The organism is Bradyrhizobium sp. LTSPM299 (assembly GCF_000938235.1).
Taxonomy (GTDB): domain Bacteria; phylum Pseudomonadota; class Alphaproteobacteria; order Rhizobiales; family Xanthobacteraceae; genus Bradyrhizobium.
This window is the reverse complement of sequence record NZ_JYMU01000085.1, coordinates 138,445-155,477: the sequence shown is the minus strand read 5'-3', so window position 1 is coordinate 155,477 and position 17,033 is coordinate 138,445. Positions and strand designations below refer to the sequence as shown.

Below are 17,033 nucleotides of genomic sequence, written 5' to 3'. Positions count from 1 at the left end.
TATGGCTAAAGTGATTCGCATTCGACGACATGGTGGCCCGGCCGTAATGGAGCTTGTCGATGTCGAGCTACCGAGTCCAGCACCGGATGAGGTTCGGGTGCGTCATACAGCGATCGGAGTGAATTTCTCCGACGTTAACGTAAGGCGGGGTGGCTTCTATCCTAATTACAACCCCTCCTTCCCCTTAGGTATCGGAAACGAAGCCGCGGGCATCGTCGAAGGCGTGGGTGCCGAGGTCGTCGATTTCAAAGCGGGCGACCGCGTCGCCTATGCAGGAATGCGGAGTCAGTTCTACCAAGATACTGGGGCGTATGCAGAAGCGCGCAACGTGCCGGCAGACCGCTTGGTCGCGGTTCCTCCGGGCGTCAGCGATCAGCAGGCGGCGGCTCTGCTCCTCAAGGGGTGCACGGCATCGCTGATCATAACCGACGTGTATAAGCCCGAACGTGATGACATTATCCTGATCCATACAGGCGCCGCCGGCGTCGGCTCGATACTGGTCCAATGGTCGAAACATCTTGGCGCAACAGTGATTGGCACTGTCGGTTCGATCCAAAAGGTTGAGATCGCCAAGCGCTTCGGCTGCGACCACGTCATTCTCTACCGGGAAGTTGACTTCGTCACCGAAGTGAAGAGGATCGCACCGAACGGTCTCACCGCCGTGTTCGACGGCGTGGGCAAGGACACGTTCTTGGCGTCGTTACCTTTGCTGCGCCAGTTGGGTCGTGCCGTCAACTACGGCAATGCGTCGGGGAACGTGCCGCCGTTCAACGTGATGTTGCTTGCGTCCAAATCGCTTTCCGTGACTCGCGTGGGGGTGACGGGACATATCCAGGATACGACGTCGTTCCGGCGAGTCGCCAACAGAGTCTTCGATCTCGTTCAGAATGGAACGATCACAGTTAACATCGACCGCACCTATCCACTGGCCGAAGCATCCACCGCACATGCCGACCTCGAAGAGGGCAGGTTCTCCGGCTCAGTCTTGCTGCTTCCGTGAGACGGCCGATTTGTACTCGATGCCGAGTTCGTCGACACGATCCTTAGTTTTCGGGCCAGGGCGATCCACGCTAACTAGCAACTGACCTATATTGGTCGAACCATAGTTTGTTACCACATTGCACGCGTCGACCTCGCTCTCTTTCCGTGGACCAATTCTCCTTTTCCTTTCGCGCTAAACGCGCTCTGTATGTAGGCTGGTGGCGCATTTTCTGCTTGAATCAGCGATGCGTGGATCCGACGTCCAACGCCAATATCGGTCGCGTCTGCTCCTAGCGGGCGTCAAAAATCGCTTGCCTCAACTGCATTTTATGATAATGGTCGGACCAATATCTGGTTGGCGTGCGCTCGACGAATTGGCTTGCCCGTTTGGATGAAGCCTTGTCTGGGAGCCGTTCACTGACGAGACAATTTCAATCTATGGGAGGTATCATGGCCAAGCTCGATATCACCGAGCACCCGCGCGCGATCGACAAGGAGCTCGAGCGGCCGGATTTGACGCGTCTGCAGCGTCAGATGCTCGAAAACTACCACCGGCATTCTCTCCTCGAGATTAGCGGACAATGGGAGCGGATCTTTGAGGATCCCCGCATGTTCGTTGAAGAGCCTCACTACATACTTTCGTTCAAAGGCGGTGGCGTTGAGGTGAGGGGTATTGAAGCTCTGAAGGAGTTCTACCGACAGATTGGGAGTCCCGTTATTGTTCTTCAGAACCAAAAATTCTTCATCGCTGAGCGGGCGTTTACTTCCATGTCCGTATCAAATCACTTTGTCACCGGCGCTATGCTGAATTCGATGGGCTCTCACCCGAGCGATCCAAACGGCTTCTATATTCGCCGAAAGATGGGCCTCACGCTGTGGCTCTTTGATGAGCGAGGTCGGTTGATCGGTGAGCGTGGCGGTGAGGCGGGTCCCGTAGAGACAATTCCAATTCCCGCGGAGGACTTCATTACCCCGGAGGAAGTGCGCGATGTCGTCGGCCCGCTGGTTCGGCCTTTGCCTGCGTTCGAGCCGAACCGGTCGCGTGCCTGACGCTCTAATCAACGAAGTCGTGCCCTTGGAGTTAGCTTGGCTGGCTGGGGCATCAGGTCATGCACGAATTTCAAAGTGCTGATTGGCTACAAACCACCGTGAGGGAGGTCGCTATGAGATGGAGTGCGCTGCTGGCGGTACTTTTCATAGGGGTTCAAATTGGTCACTCCAGTGCTGCCGAGAATCAAAAGAAATACGGCCCTGGTGTCACAGATGGCGAGATATTGATCGGCCAGACGATCCCTTACAGCGGGCCAAACTCTGCCGCTTCGGGTGCGGTAAAAGGGCAGAACGCTTACTTCGACATGCTCAACAAGAAGGGTGGTATCAACGGACGCAAAATACGTATCATCTCACTAGACGACGGTTATAGCCCGCCAAAGACCGTCGAACAGACGAGAAAGCTGGTTGAGCAAGAAGAGGTACTGGCGATCGTCGGGGCGATCGGAACGCCGACAGGTTTGGCAGTCCAGAAATATCTGAACACCAAAGGGGTGCCTCAACTGCTTCAGACAACGGGCATGAGCCGTTTTAATGCGCCCAAGCAATTTCCGTGGACCACGCCATTCTTCTTCCCCTTCAAGCTTGAGGGAGCATTGTACGCGAAATATATCAGGGACCATATGCCCAACGCAAAGATTGCAGTGCTTTCGCCGAACGACGATCTTGGGAAGGAGTATTTAGCAGGGTTCCGGGAAGGTCTTGGTCCGAGCGCTGATTCAATGATAGTGAAGGCTCTTACCTACGAGAGTAGCGATCCGACCGCGGACTCGCAGATTGCAACGCTTATGGCGTCCGGAGCCGACGTCTTCTTCAACGTGTCTCTAGGTAAGTTCGCACCTCAGACAATTCGCAAGTCCCGCGAATTGAATCCGAGGATGACGATGATCGTGCCGTCAGGTTCGACCTCCGTCGGATCGACGCTGCAGCCAGCCGGACGCGACAACGCGAAGGGACTCATTGCCGGTCTTTGGTTCAAACAGCCCTTTTCGAAGGACTGGGCCAACGATAACGGCGTAAAAGAATATTTGGATCTCCTAAGGGAGCATCTTCCGGGCGCCGACCCCGACAATATTACGTATATGCTCGGGACCATGATCGCTCAAATTACAGAGATTATCCTCCGCAATTGTGGAGACGATCTTACTCGAGAAAACGTCCTAAAGCAGGCGACGAACCTGAAGGACGTTAGCTTACCGATGACCTTGCCAGGCGTAAGGTTGACCAACGATCCCGCCGATTACAACATGCTCCGTCAAATCATGCTGGCGCGATTTGACGGAGAGCAGTGGGTGCCGTTTACAGACGCTTTGACAGTTGAATAAGCGACGAGATCGCTATCAGAAGGCCACACGTACGATATCGATGTCGCAGCTCGGCTACCACGATCTGCGCTACCGCAAGCAGCAAGGCAAATACTGTAATAAAGACAAAGCCTGTAATGGAGCCGGGGACGATTGGCCGGCGTGGAAATCGAACAGCTGCCTGAAAGCAATCGAAATCATACCTCAGGTGCCCGACAATTTGGCATTCCGGGCGCGCCATAGATATCTGTGAAGATCTTTGAGATGGTCACTCATCAATTTGCATGCCTTATCGCAGTCGCGCGCTTGCAGAGCTGCGATTATTCTCCGAAATGTTGCGACTGTTTCGACTTTGGGGCGCGGTGATACTTCCAACAGTACGCTCCTCAGAATCTCCGTAATCGACCGAACTAGAATGACCAGCACTTCGTTTCCCGTTGCTGTGGTCAAAGCGTCATAGAAACCTCCGATTGCCAGCTGTCGCGGTCCTGGCGATGTCGCAATCGTGTGTTTCTCGATCAAATCGACCGCTGTAGTCATCGCCGCAAAGTCCTGTGCCTTCGCGTTCTGACAGGCAAGTTCAACGACAATCTTCAGAAATAATACTCGAACCTCGGTCAGGCTTTCGAGTGAGATGCTCCCAAGGCTGATCATGTCTCCCAAGAGCCGGGTAAGGAGTTGCGGGTCCGCTTCTTTTATAAACGCGCCTCCGTCCCTCCCGGGGTGTGAAATAATGATTCCTGCGTTCTCGAGAGCCCGAAATGCCTCCCTTACGGCCGTCCTGCTCGCTCCAAACTGTTGCGCCAAGTCACGCTCGCCCGGCAACTTGTCGCCTGGTCTTAAGTTGCCGTTGGTGAGCTCTCGCCGGATTTGTAGAACAATATCTTCAAACACCCGCTTCGCTTTGGCAGGTGTGAAGCCAATCTGTCGTGCAGGCGCTGGCTCCAACTCAAGAGATTTGGATCCGATCGCCCCGACCTCTTCTTTTCCTCGACCGCCCCGTCGAAGCGGCGTTAGCTTTTTCATAAAGTCTCCCGTTCGCTCAAGGACAGACATTGTTAGGGACGACGTCTATTCCAACGACACATCCCGGTCTGCTTGAAACATACCCGAATCAAAAATGAATGACCATAAGCGGGAGAGCAGGTTATCGCACATCCCGCTATTGGTCACACCGTCAGAACGCCTTGCCTTACGGCCTAGGTATGGCCGGTCCGCCTAGTCAGATCGAACAGAGCAGTTCCAAGGTGAAGGTCGGGCCAAGTTGACTTCTGAAAAGGTCTGGCCATTAACTGCGTTCGAAAGCTGCAACTGTCTCAACGGACGTACGTATGCTTGATCGAACGGCCAAGATTGATGTGCGAGCATCGCTAGTGCCAAGGGAAATTTTGCGGATGATGCAGATCGGCCTGTGGAAGGCGGTGAGGGTGTTGCCCCGGCATCTGCCAAGAGCGTCGGTTAAACGCCAGAGCGTTTGCCTGGAGCGGCAGTTGCCCAAATTGGGTCCCGTACAATCAGGACGCGTTGCTCGAGGGCGAGATCGTCTATCATGGGACTAATATGCGAGCGCGCTATTGCCGCCAGACGAATTGATCACCGCTGATAAGTGCCGCGAAAAGCTATTTCTCCGCATGAAGCGGATCGATGAGATCCGGCTACTTCGAGCAGTTGAGCGCTTACGGTCTGGAGAAACGGGTAGCAAGCGTAGCCCGGATGAGTATCCAGGGATCCTTACATCAGCGCGTGGCGTCTTGTCCGCGTCTTGCCCTGCTCATGCGGGCTACGCGGTTAGGCAGCCCGGTCATCACGCCGGGAGAGCTCGCTCCGCGGAACGTATTCACGTCCGCTTTGGTGCCACCACGGCTTCGATCGCCTGGCCTACCGCCAAGATATGCTGATCCTGGTTCTGTGTTCCGGCAATCATCAATCCGACGGGGGCTGCTCTGGATTCATGGCAGGGAACGGATAGAGCGCAACCGTCGAAGATGTTGACGGCGGAAGGATTGCGCAACATCCTGCCATTGATCCTGTAGTAGGTTTCGTCGTCCTTGATCACTTCGGAAATCGGCGGCGCAATATCCGGCGTGGTAGGCATCAGCATGGCATCGAAGTCTTTGGCTGCGGCGTTGACCTTGCGGATGAACTGACGGCGCAACGTCTGCAATTCCACATAATCGGCTGCCAATATGGTCTCACCGGTCCTGATGCGGGCAAGGACGCGCGGATCATATTTGTCGGCACCGTCCTTGATGAACTTGCGATGCCAGGCATAGGCTTCAGAGGCGGTGATCATGCCCTTGGGATTGATGGTCGGGGTCATTGCGAATTCCGTCATTGGAAGCTCGACAACCTTTGCCCCTGCTGCCGACAGCTTTGACAATGCCGCACCGAATGCCTTGGCCACTTCCGGAGAGAGTTCGTTCAGGAAATAGGTTTGCGGTACGGCAAGGCGAAGCTGCTTCACGTTCAAGGGAGCTGCCGGTTCCAGCTTCTGATCGGCAATGATGCGATCGAGCAGGGCGCAGTCCTCGACGCTCCATCCGATCGGACCGGCCGAGTCGAACGAGCTGGACAGCGGCATGACACCGTCAAGCGAGACGCGCCTTTGGGTTGGCTTGAAACCGACGAGACCATTCAGCCCCGAAGGAATGCGCAACGAGCCCCCGGTATCGGTGCCGATTGCCGCAGCCGCCATGCCGTCGGCAACGGAAATGGCGCCACCTGATGTCGATCCGCCGGGAATGCGTCCCGTCGCACGATCAAAGACGTTTTTGGGTGTGCCATAATGCGGATTGATGCCGAGGCCGGTATAGGCAAACTCCACCGTGTTGGTGCGTCCTATGATGATAGCGCCGGCTTCTCTTAAACGGCGTACGACAGCTGCATCCTGTGTCGCTGCGGGCTGCCCGATCAGGACGGTGGAACCGCCAAGTGTCGTCTCGCCGGCCTCGTCGAACAGGTCCTTTAGCGAGATTGGAATTCCGGCGAGATTTGGTAGCGCATGGCCCTTCTTGCGTTGCGCGTCGATTGCATCGGCGGCCTGCAGGGCCTCTTTAGCATGAACCTTGATGAAGGATGCTTTGCCTTCCCCATTGGGATCATTGATCGCAGCCAGTGCCTCTTCCACGAGTTGCCGGCTCGTCACGCTGCCGTTCGAGAGGCCGCGCTTGAGGTTTGTAATCGATCGTCCGTGCATGGAATGTCCCGAATCGGAAGCCGGCTGCGCGAGGGCGCGTGGGAAAATCGCATTGACGCCGGCTATAGCTCCGGCAATGGCACCTGATTGGAGAATAACGCGCCGTCTCCGGTCCATGGTCTGCACCTCATGATCTTGTGTCGCAATCTAGTATGGGCACATCACTTGCGGCAAAGGCAATAGCGTCGAACAACCGCCTGCGTCGGGTGCTCAGTCATTTCGGTCGTCACCTGCCAAACAACACGACCGCGCTTACGCCGTTACAGACCCTCGACAACAAAGCCTCGATAGGACGCGCCCTTAAAGCGGTGCTGCGCGACGGCCTGATAGTCCGGGCTGCGATACCAGGCTAAAGCTGCATCGATTGTTGGAAATCTGGCGATCGCCACAGCCTCGGGGGCCGACCCTTCCAGGACTTCCAATCTGCCATTTGCGGCAAGGAACTGCATTGGGAATTTTTCGAGTACCGGTCCTACAGAGTTGCTGTAGATATCCAGCTCTTTCTGATCGAATGTCTGCTCGCGGATATAGATGACATAGGCGGTCATTTGCCTTTCTCCGATTAGACCAGGTGCGCAGACCAGGCGGTTGTTCACGCCCGGTCTGCGCTGCTTTGAGTCCGGCAAGAGATCAGTGCTGAATGACGACCTTGCCTGCGATATTGCGCGCGCCGAAGTGCGCGATGGCTGCCTTGGCGTCGTCGAATGCGTAGACGCTATCGATGACCGGCCGGATGCCATGCTGTTCCATCGCCCGGCACATGTCCTCGAGGTCCCGGCGGCTTCCAACGGTCACCGCGCGAAAGCCAACCCGGCTCCTGAACATGGTCATGAAGTCGACGCCACCTTCATGTCCTGCCAGGATGCCAATGATGGAGATGTCCGCTCCGACCGCGGAGGCCTTCATCGACTGGGGCAGGGTCGCGGGGCCGCCCACCTCGACAACGCGATCGACGCCGCGGCCGTTGGTGAGTTCGCGAACCGCGTCACCCCATTCGGGCGTCGCATTGTAATTGATGACATCGCGCGCGCCCAGCCTGCGAAGCATCTCGGCCTTCTCATCGCGAGAGGTCGTCGAAATCACCCTGGCGCCAAGCGCTGTGGCCAGCTGCACGGCGAACAGTGACACACCACCGGTCCCCTGAGTGAGCACCACATCGCCGGCGCGAACACCCGCAAGTGCCGACCATGCCGTCACAGCGGCGCAGGAAAGCGTAGCGCCTTCCTCGAAGCTCATGTGAGATGGCATAGGAACAAGGATCTCCGCGTTGACCACCTTGTATTCCGTCAGCCAGCCATCGTGATCGAGGCTCCACTGCTCGGCTCGCGTGTTCAGCGTTCCGCCAAACCAGTTGGGAAGGAAGGAATTGACGACCTTGTCGCCGACCCGGAAGCGCTTGACGCCTTCGCCGAGCGCCTCGATTTCGCCGGCGCCATCCGACAACGGCACGCGGCCAATTTGAATCGGTGGCTGATACTGGCCGGCAAAAATGATCAGATCGCGGAAGTTGAGCGACGATGCCCTGACGCGGACCAGGACTTCACCGCGACCGGGCTTCGGAAGCTCGCTCTCTTTGATGATCAGGCTGTCGGGTCCGCCGAAACTGTTGATGTGGAATGAACGCATGGGGCTTGCTCCTGGACTTGATGCCTTGTGATTTCTGTCTACCGGGAGCATGATTGTTTGATAATCGACCTATATTGGTACAGGCCGTGCAGTCAGACTTCACAATAGATCGAACGCGTATGGACGGCGTGGTCATGTTTCTGGCCGTTGCCGAGCTGCGGGGATTTCGGGTCGCGGCTGCGCGTCTCGGGGTGACGCCTTCCGCTGTCAGCCAGGCAATTCGCAACCTTGAGGCCCGGATCGGCTCGCCTCTTTTTGTGCGGACGACCAGAAGTGTAAATCTGACGGAAGCAGGCGAGCGGCTTCTTGCCCACGCGCGGCCGGCTGCGGATATGTTGAGCGCCGGCATCGATGCCGCTGGCAGGTTGGGCGACGACGCGCGGGGAAAGCTGCGCATCAACGCGCCGCGGCCGGCGCTGCCGTTGCTGATCAACCGCCTGCTGCCCGATTTTCTGGCTGCCCACCCACAGATCCAGCTCGAATTCGTTGGCGAGGATCGTCCGATTGATATTGTCGCGGAGGGGTATGATGCGGGCATACGGCTCGGCGATTTCGTCGAAATGGATATGGTCTCCGTTCGCCTGACGCCGGCCGAGCGGTTTGTCGTGGTGGGGACGCCGAGCATCTTCAAGGCGCAGGGCCGGCCGGTCCGCCCCGAAGATCTGCAGCGCTTCCGCTGCATCCTTTATCGGACCGATGCGAGTGGTGCGGACCACTGGCGATTTGTCGTGCGGCGGCGGCCTGTCACGATCGCGGTCACAGGTCCCCTAGTGATCTCTGATGTTGATCTGTGCATCAGGGCGGCACTGCGCGGTGTCGGATTGTTTCGGCTGCCGCGTTCGCTCGTCATCCCCTATCTGGATGCGGGGGCGCTTGAGACCGTGCTCGACGCTTTTGGCGAAGATGTGCCTGGGCTTTCGCTCTATCACCCAAGTCGCAGCCAGGCGCTGCCAAAACTGCGTGCCTTTATCGAGTTTGCGGTCACGCGCATGCGTCATCCGGTGAACGCGACCGACTATCTGCCCACGGCGGCGGATTAGCGGGCTTTTGGGCTATCGGGTTGCGTCGAGGATCCGCAGCTCGGACAGGGTGTCGGCCAGAGTCTTGTGTTCAAGCATCTGCAGGACGGCGTCGTCCGCCTTGGCGGCCAAGTCGACGAAATAGCGTTCGATGTTGGAGCTTACGAGACACTGATGGGGAACCGCCCGCGACGCCCAGAGGCTCTCCTCACCGAGCACGGCGCTGTAGATTTCCCGCAAGGTGATCGCGTCGGCCGGCCGGCCGAGGCGGATACCGCCGTCGCGGCCAAAGCTCGATCGGACGAGCCCGGAGTTGGCCAGGGGACTCAACAGTTTGCGGACCAAACTAGGGTTTGTCCCCAGCGCGCCGGCCAGTTGAGAGGAACTCAACTGCGCGACACCCTCCGCGTGGGCCAGCGCGAGGTTGAGCATCAACTGGAGCGCTGTCGGAAACCGGACATCGATCATGGCGTGGCATCAGCCCAGGAGCGTTTTCGGATCGGGTCTACAATATGAAACAATCATTGTTGCATATCAAGCCGGAAATATGTATCAATGACAATTACGATTAAAGAATGGAGACTCCGATGATGTCTGACGAACTGGCCGTGCAACAGGTCCTCGCCCACTACGTCCGCGCCCACGACCAGCGTGACGGCGCCGCCATGGCGGCGCTTTTCAAGCCGCAGGCGCGGGTGACGATCTTCTACAACAACAATCCCGACGGGAAGCCGGAGATGATCGGGGAGCTCACGGGACGCGAGGCGATCGCCCATGCGACCGCACATATGATGAAGCCGCACCCGCCGCGGGGGTGGAGCCACAACGCCACCGACGGCCTGCTTGTCGACATCGACGGAGACCGGGCGACGGTCGATGCCCAGTTCATGGTCTTCAGCATCCTCGGTGCCGCGAAGCCGGCGAGTGGCTGGCCGGCGGGCGCGGCGGGTGCGATGGGCACGATCACGCCGATCGAATCCGGCTACTACCATCAGAAGCTGGTTCGCGTGGATGGACAGTGGCTCATCGAGTCGCTGCAGGTTCGTCATAACCTGCCGTTTGCCTTCTGAGGCGAACGGCTGAGATGAAAGCGGTTGCCCGGGCGGCCGCGCTCAAGAATCTCGCGGAAAGAGCACGCCCAAGGTTCGTCCCTGTATGAGGGGGCATCTAAGGTCATCTTTCTATCGGTATAAGTATCCTGTCTGAATTGGAAAGCGGGGCAATGCTTCGTGGCGGTGGGAGTCATTCGATGATTGAACTTTACTACGCTGGCACTCCTAACGGAATGAAGATCGCCATTATGCTCGAGGAGGTCGGGCTCCCGTACAACATTAACATTATCGATATTTTTGAAGGCGATCAGCTCACGCCTGGATTCCGAAAAATAAATCCAAACAATAAGATTCCTGCCATTATCGATACAGAACCGACTGACGGCGGATCGGCGTTGCCCATCTTTGAGTCCGGAGCCATCTTGCAATATCTTGCTGAGAAGACTGGCATGCTGCTTCCGACCTCCCCGCGGGAGCGAAGTATCGCAATCCAGTGGCTAACCTGGCAGATGTCATCGCTAGGTCCGATGACCGGGCAGGCCAGCCATTTCGTGCGCTATGCGCCGCCAGGCAATGAATACGGCATTTCCCGATATACAAAGGAACTGCAGCGGTTGCTGCGGGTTCTTGAGGCCCGGCTCACCGAGGTTTCGTATGTTGGAGGCGACGAGTATACGATCGCTGACATCGCCATCTGGCCCGGAAGAACGACCAACTTAATTGAAGGATGTAAGCTCCAAGACTTCCCGGTGACGCGCCGGTGGTTCGAAAGACTTAAGGAGCGGCCTGCCATCCAGCGTGTTCTGGGCGCGGAGCAACTCAGGGCGCCGGCCAAGTATATGGGTCAGAAGCAAGTACTGAGCGAAACGGAGTGGTCCAACATGTTTGGTGATGCTCAGCACACGGCGGGAACGGTTAAGGTCGTGTAAGAATCGTCCCTGATTGAGGTCGCTGTAGTGAAGCTGTTCCTGTTCGATCATCCCGAATGTTGGTCGTCAGCTTGAGGCGAGAAGCGGGCGGCTTAAAAGGTGGGATTGTTCGTCGAGTTTTTCGGAATGCCCGTTGCCGCGTCTCGCCACTGAAACGTAGCAGCTATCATAGCGATTGTGACGGGTCGGATCAGTCGAGAGAGAATGATCATGATTTTCGAGATGCGGCAATATCTGATTGAACGCGGACGGATCAACGACAATCACGACCGCATGCAGAATCACCTGCCACCGCTGCTCGCAAAGCACGGGATTCGGGTCATTGGCCGATGGGTCGCGTTGGCCGGGCCGCGCATGCCGCTATTCTGTTACATCATGGAGTGGGACGACTTTGACGAGAGGGAGGCTTGTTGGGCCGCATTTTATGCGGACCCGGAATGGACGCGTGTACGCGCGGCAACGAACGCGGGCAGCGAGCTTGTGGAAGGCCAGGAACTTGTGTTCTTGCGGCCCAACCCCGCATTCAGGCAGGTAGATATAGATCTCGATCGGCGCATTGGCGGTCTTCATCAAATCATCACGCAGAAAACCCTGGTTGGACGAAATCCCGCCCTCGCCGATTTTCTCCAAGCGACTTATTTTCCGCGCCTGCGCGCTGCCGGCGCTCACATTATCGGTGCGTGCGACCTGATTAGCGGACCGGGAATGCCCGCTACCGTAATGATAATCGCCTGGCCGGACGAGACGGCCTGGGCAAGGGGCTGGCGGCACTTTCAGAACGACAGCGAATTGCTCGATGCCTTTCGAAAGCAGCGAGCACAGTATGGCACCACCCTGTTCGGCAGCAGCGACACGTTCCTGCTGGAGCCTGCCTCTTATGCGCTGCCATTTGCGTCGTTGAGAACACAGGCGCGTTAATTCTTACTGCCATCGCCGGAAAGACTGGATCGTGTCGTAGCTGCGAAGCGGTCTCACTGGCGCCTGGCGGCAGCTATCGCCCGCTAGTTTTTCTTCGGCAGATCGAATCCCGGGCGAGGGACGGTGGTCAGCAGCGCAGTGCTCCATCCGCCGTCGACCAGAACTTCCTGCCCGCTGACATAGCTCGCGCGGTCGCTGGCAAGAAAACAAATCGCGTCGGCAATATCCTGCGGCTGCCCGATGCGGCGAACCGGAACGACTTTCTCGCGTATCGCTCTCACAGACGGATCGCGATAGATGGTCTCCGACATCGGCGTAATCACCATGGCAGGACTGACCACATTGCTGCGTACGCCCATCTCACCCCACTCCAGCGCGATGTTTCTGGACAGCATCAGAACGCCGGCCTTGCTGACGCTATAGGCGCCGCTTGTCGGCTGCGGAAACGAACCTGACAGCGACGAGACGTGCACGATGCTGCCGCCGCCGTTCTCCCGCATGCTGCGGCCGAAGATCTGCGAGCAGATGAAGAATCCCGTCAGGTTGACGTTGATCACGGCGTTCCAGTCCGCTACCGATAGTTCGGCGAGCGGTCCGTTCCTCACCAGGGCGGCATTATTGACGAGCACGTTGCAGCGGCCAAATGCCTCTTCGGCTTCCTTGCAGGCACGTTCCACGCTCGCCGGGTCGGCGATGTCGCATTCAACGGCGACCGCATTGCCACCGCCGCTTCGGATCTGGGCGGTAGTGTCCCGGGCAGTTTGAACATCGCGGTCGACCACGGCTACCTTGCCGCCGGCATCGGCCATGCTTTGGGCGATCGTCCGTCCAATGCCGCCTCCCGCGCCTGTGACCACGCAGACGCGCCCGCCAATATTCAGCCAGTCCTTGCTCATCGGTCCCTCGTTATATGGCGCTTGTCCACGACCTGAACGGTCATATCGGATGACGCAGTCGGCTCCTACCGACAAGAAAAAAGGCGCTTCCGTCCGAAGGTCCGGTAGCGCCTCTATTCACGAACTCTATTGATCAATCAAGGCGCCCGGCGTTTCGGATGCAACCTAGTGAGCCGCACCATTGCGGGCTTCGCGCCGCTCCTGAGCCAACTTGATCAGGGCGTCGACCACATTACGGCCTTCCGTCCTGGCCTTTTCCTTGGTGCCGACCCAAAGAGCGAAGTCTTCTTTGGCGTCCTTGGTATGGTTGTTCCAGTCCTTGTCGAGCGGAGTCGTGATTTCGAGACGCACGCCGTTCGGATCGAAAAAGTAGATGCTGTAGATGATGCCGTGATCGGTCGGACCGACGATGTCGATGTCATTCTCCTTCAGCCAACTGCACCATGTGTCAACGTCTTCCTTTGACGAAACTTCAAGAGCGATGTGAGTGAAGATGTCATAGGCGGGATGGGTCGACTTTGCCGGTGCCGGCAACCCAGGCGCTTCGAAGAAGGCGAGCGTCGAGCCGTCCTTCATTTTGAAGAAAATATGAAAATAGGGAAATGAATCGCCGGTGGAAGGAACCTTGTCGTCAATCACCGTGCTCGCGATTTCCATGCCCATGATGCGCGTGTAGAAATCGTAGGTGGCGGCAACATCGTGCGTCACCCAAGCTGCGTGATTCAGCATCGTCGGGGTCAGTCCGGGGTTACGTGGGGCGACCTTCGGTGTTTGCAGCCCCGTCGGGGTCTTCGCTGCTTCCAGAGTAGACATTTAAGATTTTCCTCGAAGTTCGGTTGTCAGAAGGGTCCGGGGACCAGAATCGTCCTGATCAGGATTTGTCGATTCCAGAGGGACCAGGCGTGGCGCGCCTTACGATGCGACTTTAGCATTTATGATGTGAGCTGACGGGCTTAAAGTATGTCCCCTCTTGGCGGGACGGTGTTGCTTAGAACGGTTCGACACTGCCGCAAAAAGGCGCCAAACTCGCTTTTCCCAGCCGGAGGTTTATTCACCCTCACTTCGATCTTTGGGAACGCTGCCATATCCGTATTGCTCCAGCAGCACTTGCCAGTCGCAATCCTCTCCCAAACGCTGTGCCGATCGTTCGAGCATGCGCTCCATGATTCGGCGAAGTGCTGTCTCATCGCTTTTGGAGAAGCCCGATACCAGAGCCCTTTCACCTGCGTAGAGGAGGGGCACGATCTGGTTATAGACTTCCTCGCCCTTCTTGCTCAGTCGCAATACGACCCTGCGCCGGTCCGCCAAATCCACACGGCGCGAAACCAGCTTCTTGCCCGCAAGCATTTCCACCGCGCGGCTGACGCTGACCTGATCCATTGCGGTCAATTCGCCGAGCGCCTTGGCGGAGAGGGGGAAATGGGTGCCCAGAATGGCGACAATGCGCCAGCCCACCACGGAGAGGCCGAACTGCTGGCTATACATTTTTTCCAGCATCAGGCTGATGCGGCTTGCGACAACGCTGAACGCGTGAGGCAGCGAGTGTTCCGGTGAAAAATGACCGGGCGGCAGCTGGTGGGATCGCTGCTCATCCACTTTGTCACCGGCCACCGCTACGGCCTTCTTCATCGACGTCATCCATGCCTCCGAGACCAGCCTACGATGCCCCTGACGGTGTGTCGAAGAATGTAACAACAGGAGGGGACATTGCGGACTGGAAAAACAGCTTAGCGGCTATGGCGAACGACGGGGATCGTGTTTTCCCCATGATATTCGTGGGAATGATCATTTGCCGACCGCGCGGCGCGAATGCGGGAATAGAGGAAGCAGCCCATGGCGAACCACGATATCGAGTTCACTTGGCTTCATATTCAATATGAAGAAAAGTCTGCTTTCGTAGAGACCTACGGTTTTTCCGGCAACCAGGGAGCGGTGAATCTCGAGGGAATCCTGATCCGGCCGAAGGGGCGTCCTTCGGACACGCTGATGATCTTCATGCACCCGGCCTCGACGCTGCAGCTCCTGCCAGTGCCGCGCGCTGCGGCACTCCATGGCACGCACGTGCTTTGCGCCGCCAGCCGCTATGCGAAGAACGACGCGGCCCTGATCATGGAGAAAGTGTTGCTCGACCTCGGTGCCTACGTGCGCCACGCCAAGGACGTGCTTGGCTACAAAAAGATCGTGATCGTAGGCTGGAGCGGGGGCGGCTCGCTGGCTCTCTTTTACCAATCGCAGGCCGAGAATCCGACCATCACCCACACGCCTGCGGGCGATGCCGTGGACATCAGGGGCGCCGGCTTGATCCCGGCCGATGCCCTGATTTTTCAGGCTGCGCACATCTCGCGGGCGCAATTGCTGGTCGACAGCATCGATCCCTCGATCCGCCGCGAGAACGACCCCGACGACCGGATTCGCGAACTCGACATCTACGATCCAGCTAATCCGAACCAGCCGCCTTATTCTGCCGACTTCATCGCGCAGTACCGCAAGGCGCAGCGTGCCCGAATCGATCGGATACGGGGTTGGGTCTGGGAAACGATGGAAGCCCTAAAGAAGCGCAATACTGCCGAGCTTGAAAGAGGATTTGTAACCCACCGTACCTTCGCCGATCCGCGCTTCATCGATCCGGCGATCGATCCGAACGACCGCAAGCCGCGCTGGTCCTATCTCGGCAATCCGGAAACCGTGAATACCGGTCCGGTTGCGCTCGGGCGTTTTTCGACGCTCCGTTCATGGCTGTCGCAATGGTCGATCCAGGATTCTCGCGCGGACGGCGTGGCATGCGCCGCCTATATCCGGGTGCCGTTCCTCGCAATCGAGAACAGCGCGGATGACGCGGCGCCGCAACCTCACACCGGGATGATCTATCGGGCCGCGGCAAGCACGGACAAGACCTTCCATGTTATCAAAGGCGCAACGCACTATTATGCGGGACAGCCCGAGCAACTCGCCGAGGCGGTTACCCTGCAGCGACGTTGGCTTGTAACGCGAGGCCTGCTGGTCGAATGAAAGTGGGCAGGAGCGGATACCATACAGCGTGGGTCAGCCTCGGACGCCGTTCTGGACAGCAATTTTGCGTCTTCACCCGTTTTCGCGATGGTCGCCGGTTCTTAAGTGAAGAAACCGGTCAACAGGAGAGATAAGATGGCACCGAACGAGTCGAACTTGCGTGCGATCGACTGGATGAGAAATTCGCGCATAAGTGGGCTGGTCGCTCTGGTTGCCGGCGGCGGCAGCGGCATCGGCGAAGCGACGGCGAGAGCGTTTGCCGCAAACGGTGCGTCGGTGGTGATCGCCGACCGGAGAACGGAGCCTGCCGAGCGCGTCGCTGCCGATATCGTCAAGACAGGTGGCAGGGCGATTGCGGTGACGATGGACGTTTCAGTTCAGCCGGAGATCGATGCGGCGATCGCCCGGACCATCGATGCGTACGGTCAGTTGGATATCCTGGTGAATTCCGCCGGTGTCGTTCTTCATGGTGATCTGGAAGATTGTTCGTTGGACGACTGGCACTTGTCCTTTCTGGTCAATGTCGAAGGCGCCCTCATTCTGGGTCGTTCGTGCCTTCCTCATCTGCGCAGAAGTAAAGCAGCGGCAATCGTGAATATTTCCTCGCTTGCGGGCGGTCGTGGTTACCCGAACGGCGGCGCGTACGGGCCGAGCAAAGCGGCGCTGATCTCGTTGACGCGGCAGATGGCGATGGAATGGGCGAGGGATGGCATTCGCGTCAACGTGGTCAGCCCGGGTACGGTCGACACGCCGCTACTGCATGCCAAGCTGACCCCAGCCATCAAGGCAGAGCGAGCAGCGAAAATTCCACTTGGCCGTTTGGGAATGCCAGAAGAAGTCGCTGATACAGTGCTGTTTCTGGCTTCTCCGGCGGCATCTTTCGTGACCGGGCAGGAACTGAATTGCGACGGTGGCCTCTCTCAAAGCCTCATGGTGCAGAAGCTTGCTGCGAGCAGGTGAATGGCGTGCGGGACCGTCACGCCGTTGAGATAGTGCGGTCCATAGGAAGCGAGGAGTTCATCTCAACTATCGGCACGGTGGCAAATGCGAAAG

At 57.9% G+C, this 17,033-nt stretch carries 17 protein-coding genes; 9 read left to right on the top strand and 8 right to left on the bottom strand.

Features of this window, described 5'->3' with window-relative positions; genetic code table 11:
• The first annotated feature begins 1 nt into the window (after position 1).
• The 3 genes from UP10_RS36500 (at position 2) to UP10_RS36490 (ending at position 3,356) form a co-directional block, all read left to right on the top strand.
• Positions 2-1,000: a quinone oxidoreductase family protein gene (locus UP10_RS36500; protein WP_044591992.1), complete on the top strand. Its 999-nt coding sequence runs from the start codon at positions 2-4 to the stop codon at positions 998-1,000.
• A 431-nt stretch (positions 1,001-1,431) separates the two neighbouring features.
• Positions 1,432-2,031 carry a hypothetical protein gene (locus tag UP10_RS36495; protein ID WP_156180625.1) on the top strand — a complete coding sequence of 200 codons (600 nt, stop codon included), beginning with the start codon at positions 1,432-1,434 and terminating at the stop codon, positions 2,029-2,031.
• A gap of 59 nt (positions 2,032-2,090) precedes the next feature.
• Complete coding sequence (locus UP10_RS36490; protein ID WP_245322127.1) at positions 2,091-3,356, top strand: ABC transporter substrate-binding protein; 1,266 nt, start codon at positions 2,091-2,093, stop codon at positions 3,354-3,356.
• A 183-nt stretch (positions 3,357-3,539) separates the two neighbouring features.
• Here the strand turns inward: UP10_RS36490 and UP10_RS42420 are convergent, their stop codons facing one another.
• From UP10_RS42420 to UP10_RS36470, 4 genes are all read right to left on the bottom strand, one after another.
• Positions 3,540-4,361: a FadR/GntR family transcriptional regulator gene (locus UP10_RS42420; protein WP_197086991.1), complete on the bottom strand. Its 822-nt coding sequence runs from the start codon at positions 4,359-4,361 to the stop codon at positions 3,540-3,542.
• Between the two features lie 811 nt (positions 4,362-5,172).
• On the bottom strand, positions 5,173-6,648 hold the full coding sequence (locus UP10_RS36480; RefSeq protein ID WP_082077448.1) for an amidase: 1,476 nt from the start codon (positions 6,646-6,648) through the stop codon (positions 5,173-5,175).
• A 143-nt stretch (positions 6,649-6,791) separates the two neighbouring features.
• Positions 6,792-7,079 carry a DUF1330 domain-containing protein gene (locus tag UP10_RS36475; protein ID WP_044591989.1) on the bottom strand — a complete coding sequence of 96 codons (288 nt, stop codon included), beginning with the start codon at positions 7,077-7,079 and terminating at the stop codon, positions 6,792-6,794.
• An 82-nt stretch (positions 7,080-7,161) separates the two neighbouring features.
• The gene (locus UP10_RS36470; protein ID WP_044591988.1) at positions 7,162-8,157 is read right to left on the bottom strand and encodes a zinc-dependent alcohol dehydrogenase family protein; all 996 of its coding nucleotides are present in this window, start codon (positions 8,155-8,157) and stop codon (positions 7,162-7,164) included.
• A 119-nt stretch (positions 8,158-8,276) separates the two neighbouring features.
• On the opposite strand from UP10_RS36470, the gene UP10_RS36465 reads away from it, so the two are divergent.
• Complete coding sequence (locus tag UP10_RS36465; RefSeq protein ID WP_082077447.1) at positions 8,277-9,197, top strand: LysR family transcriptional regulator; 921 nt, start codon at positions 8,277-8,279, stop codon at positions 9,195-9,197.
• 12 nt (positions 9,198-9,209) lie between these two features.
• Here the strand turns inward: UP10_RS36465 and UP10_RS36460 are convergent, their stop codons facing one another.
• Positions 9,210-9,644: an RrF2 family transcriptional regulator gene (locus tag UP10_RS36460; protein ID WP_044591987.1), complete on the bottom strand. Its 435-nt coding sequence runs from the start codon at positions 9,642-9,644 to the stop codon at positions 9,210-9,212.
• Between the two features lie 122 nt (positions 9,645-9,766).
• Between UP10_RS36460 and UP10_RS36455 the strand changes: the two genes are divergently transcribed.
• From UP10_RS36455 to UP10_RS42415, 3 genes are all read left to right on the top strand, one after another.
• On the top strand, positions 9,767-10,246 hold the full coding sequence (locus UP10_RS36455; protein WP_044592252.1) for a nuclear transport factor 2 family protein: 480 nt from the start codon (positions 9,767-9,769) through the stop codon (positions 10,244-10,246).
• A gap of 179 nt (positions 10,247-10,425) precedes the next feature.
• Positions 10,426-11,157, top strand: a complete 732-nt coding sequence (locus UP10_RS36450; RefSeq protein WP_044591986.1) for a glutathione S-transferase N-terminal domain-containing protein — start codon at positions 10,426-10,428, stop codon at positions 11,155-11,157.
• Between the two features lie 204 nt (positions 11,158-11,361).
• Positions 11,362-12,075, top strand: coding sequence for an NIPSNAP family protein (locus tag UP10_RS42415; protein WP_050043985.1), 714 nt, complete (start codon positions 11,362-11,364; stop codon positions 12,073-12,075).
• An 83-nt stretch (positions 12,076-12,158) separates the two neighbouring features.
• Here the strand turns inward: UP10_RS42415 and UP10_RS36440 are convergent, their stop codons facing one another.
• The 3 genes from UP10_RS36440 to UP10_RS36430 form a co-directional block, all read right to left on the bottom strand.
• Complete coding sequence (locus UP10_RS36440) at positions 12,159-12,971, bottom strand: SDR family NAD(P)-dependent oxidoreductase (protein WP_044591985.1); 813 nt, start codon at positions 12,969-12,971, stop codon at positions 12,159-12,161.
• 165 nt (positions 12,972-13,136) lie between these two features.
• Complete coding sequence (locus tag UP10_RS36435; protein ID WP_197086989.1) at positions 13,137-13,784, bottom strand: VOC family protein; 648 nt, start codon at positions 13,782-13,784, stop codon at positions 13,137-13,139.
• Between the two features lie 234 nt (positions 13,785-14,018).
• Entirely contained in the window at positions 14,019-14,609 is a 591-nt protein-coding gene (locus UP10_RS36430) for a MarR family winged helix-turn-helix transcriptional regulator (protein ID WP_050043983.1), read from the bottom strand.
• A gap of 195 nt (positions 14,610-14,804) precedes the next feature.
• On the opposite strand from UP10_RS36430, the gene UP10_RS36425 reads away from it, so the two are divergent.
• Complete coding sequence (locus tag UP10_RS36425) at positions 14,805-15,980, top strand: alpha/beta hydrolase (protein WP_044591984.1); 1,176 nt, start codon at positions 14,805-14,807, stop codon at positions 15,978-15,980.
• A 135-nt stretch (positions 15,981-16,115) separates the two neighbouring features.
• Positions 16,116-16,940: an SDR family NAD(P)-dependent oxidoreductase gene (locus UP10_RS36420; RefSeq protein WP_156180623.1), complete on the top strand. Its 825-nt coding sequence runs from the start codon at positions 16,116-16,118 to the stop codon at positions 16,938-16,940.
• Positions 16,941-17,033 lie beyond the last annotated feature (93 nt).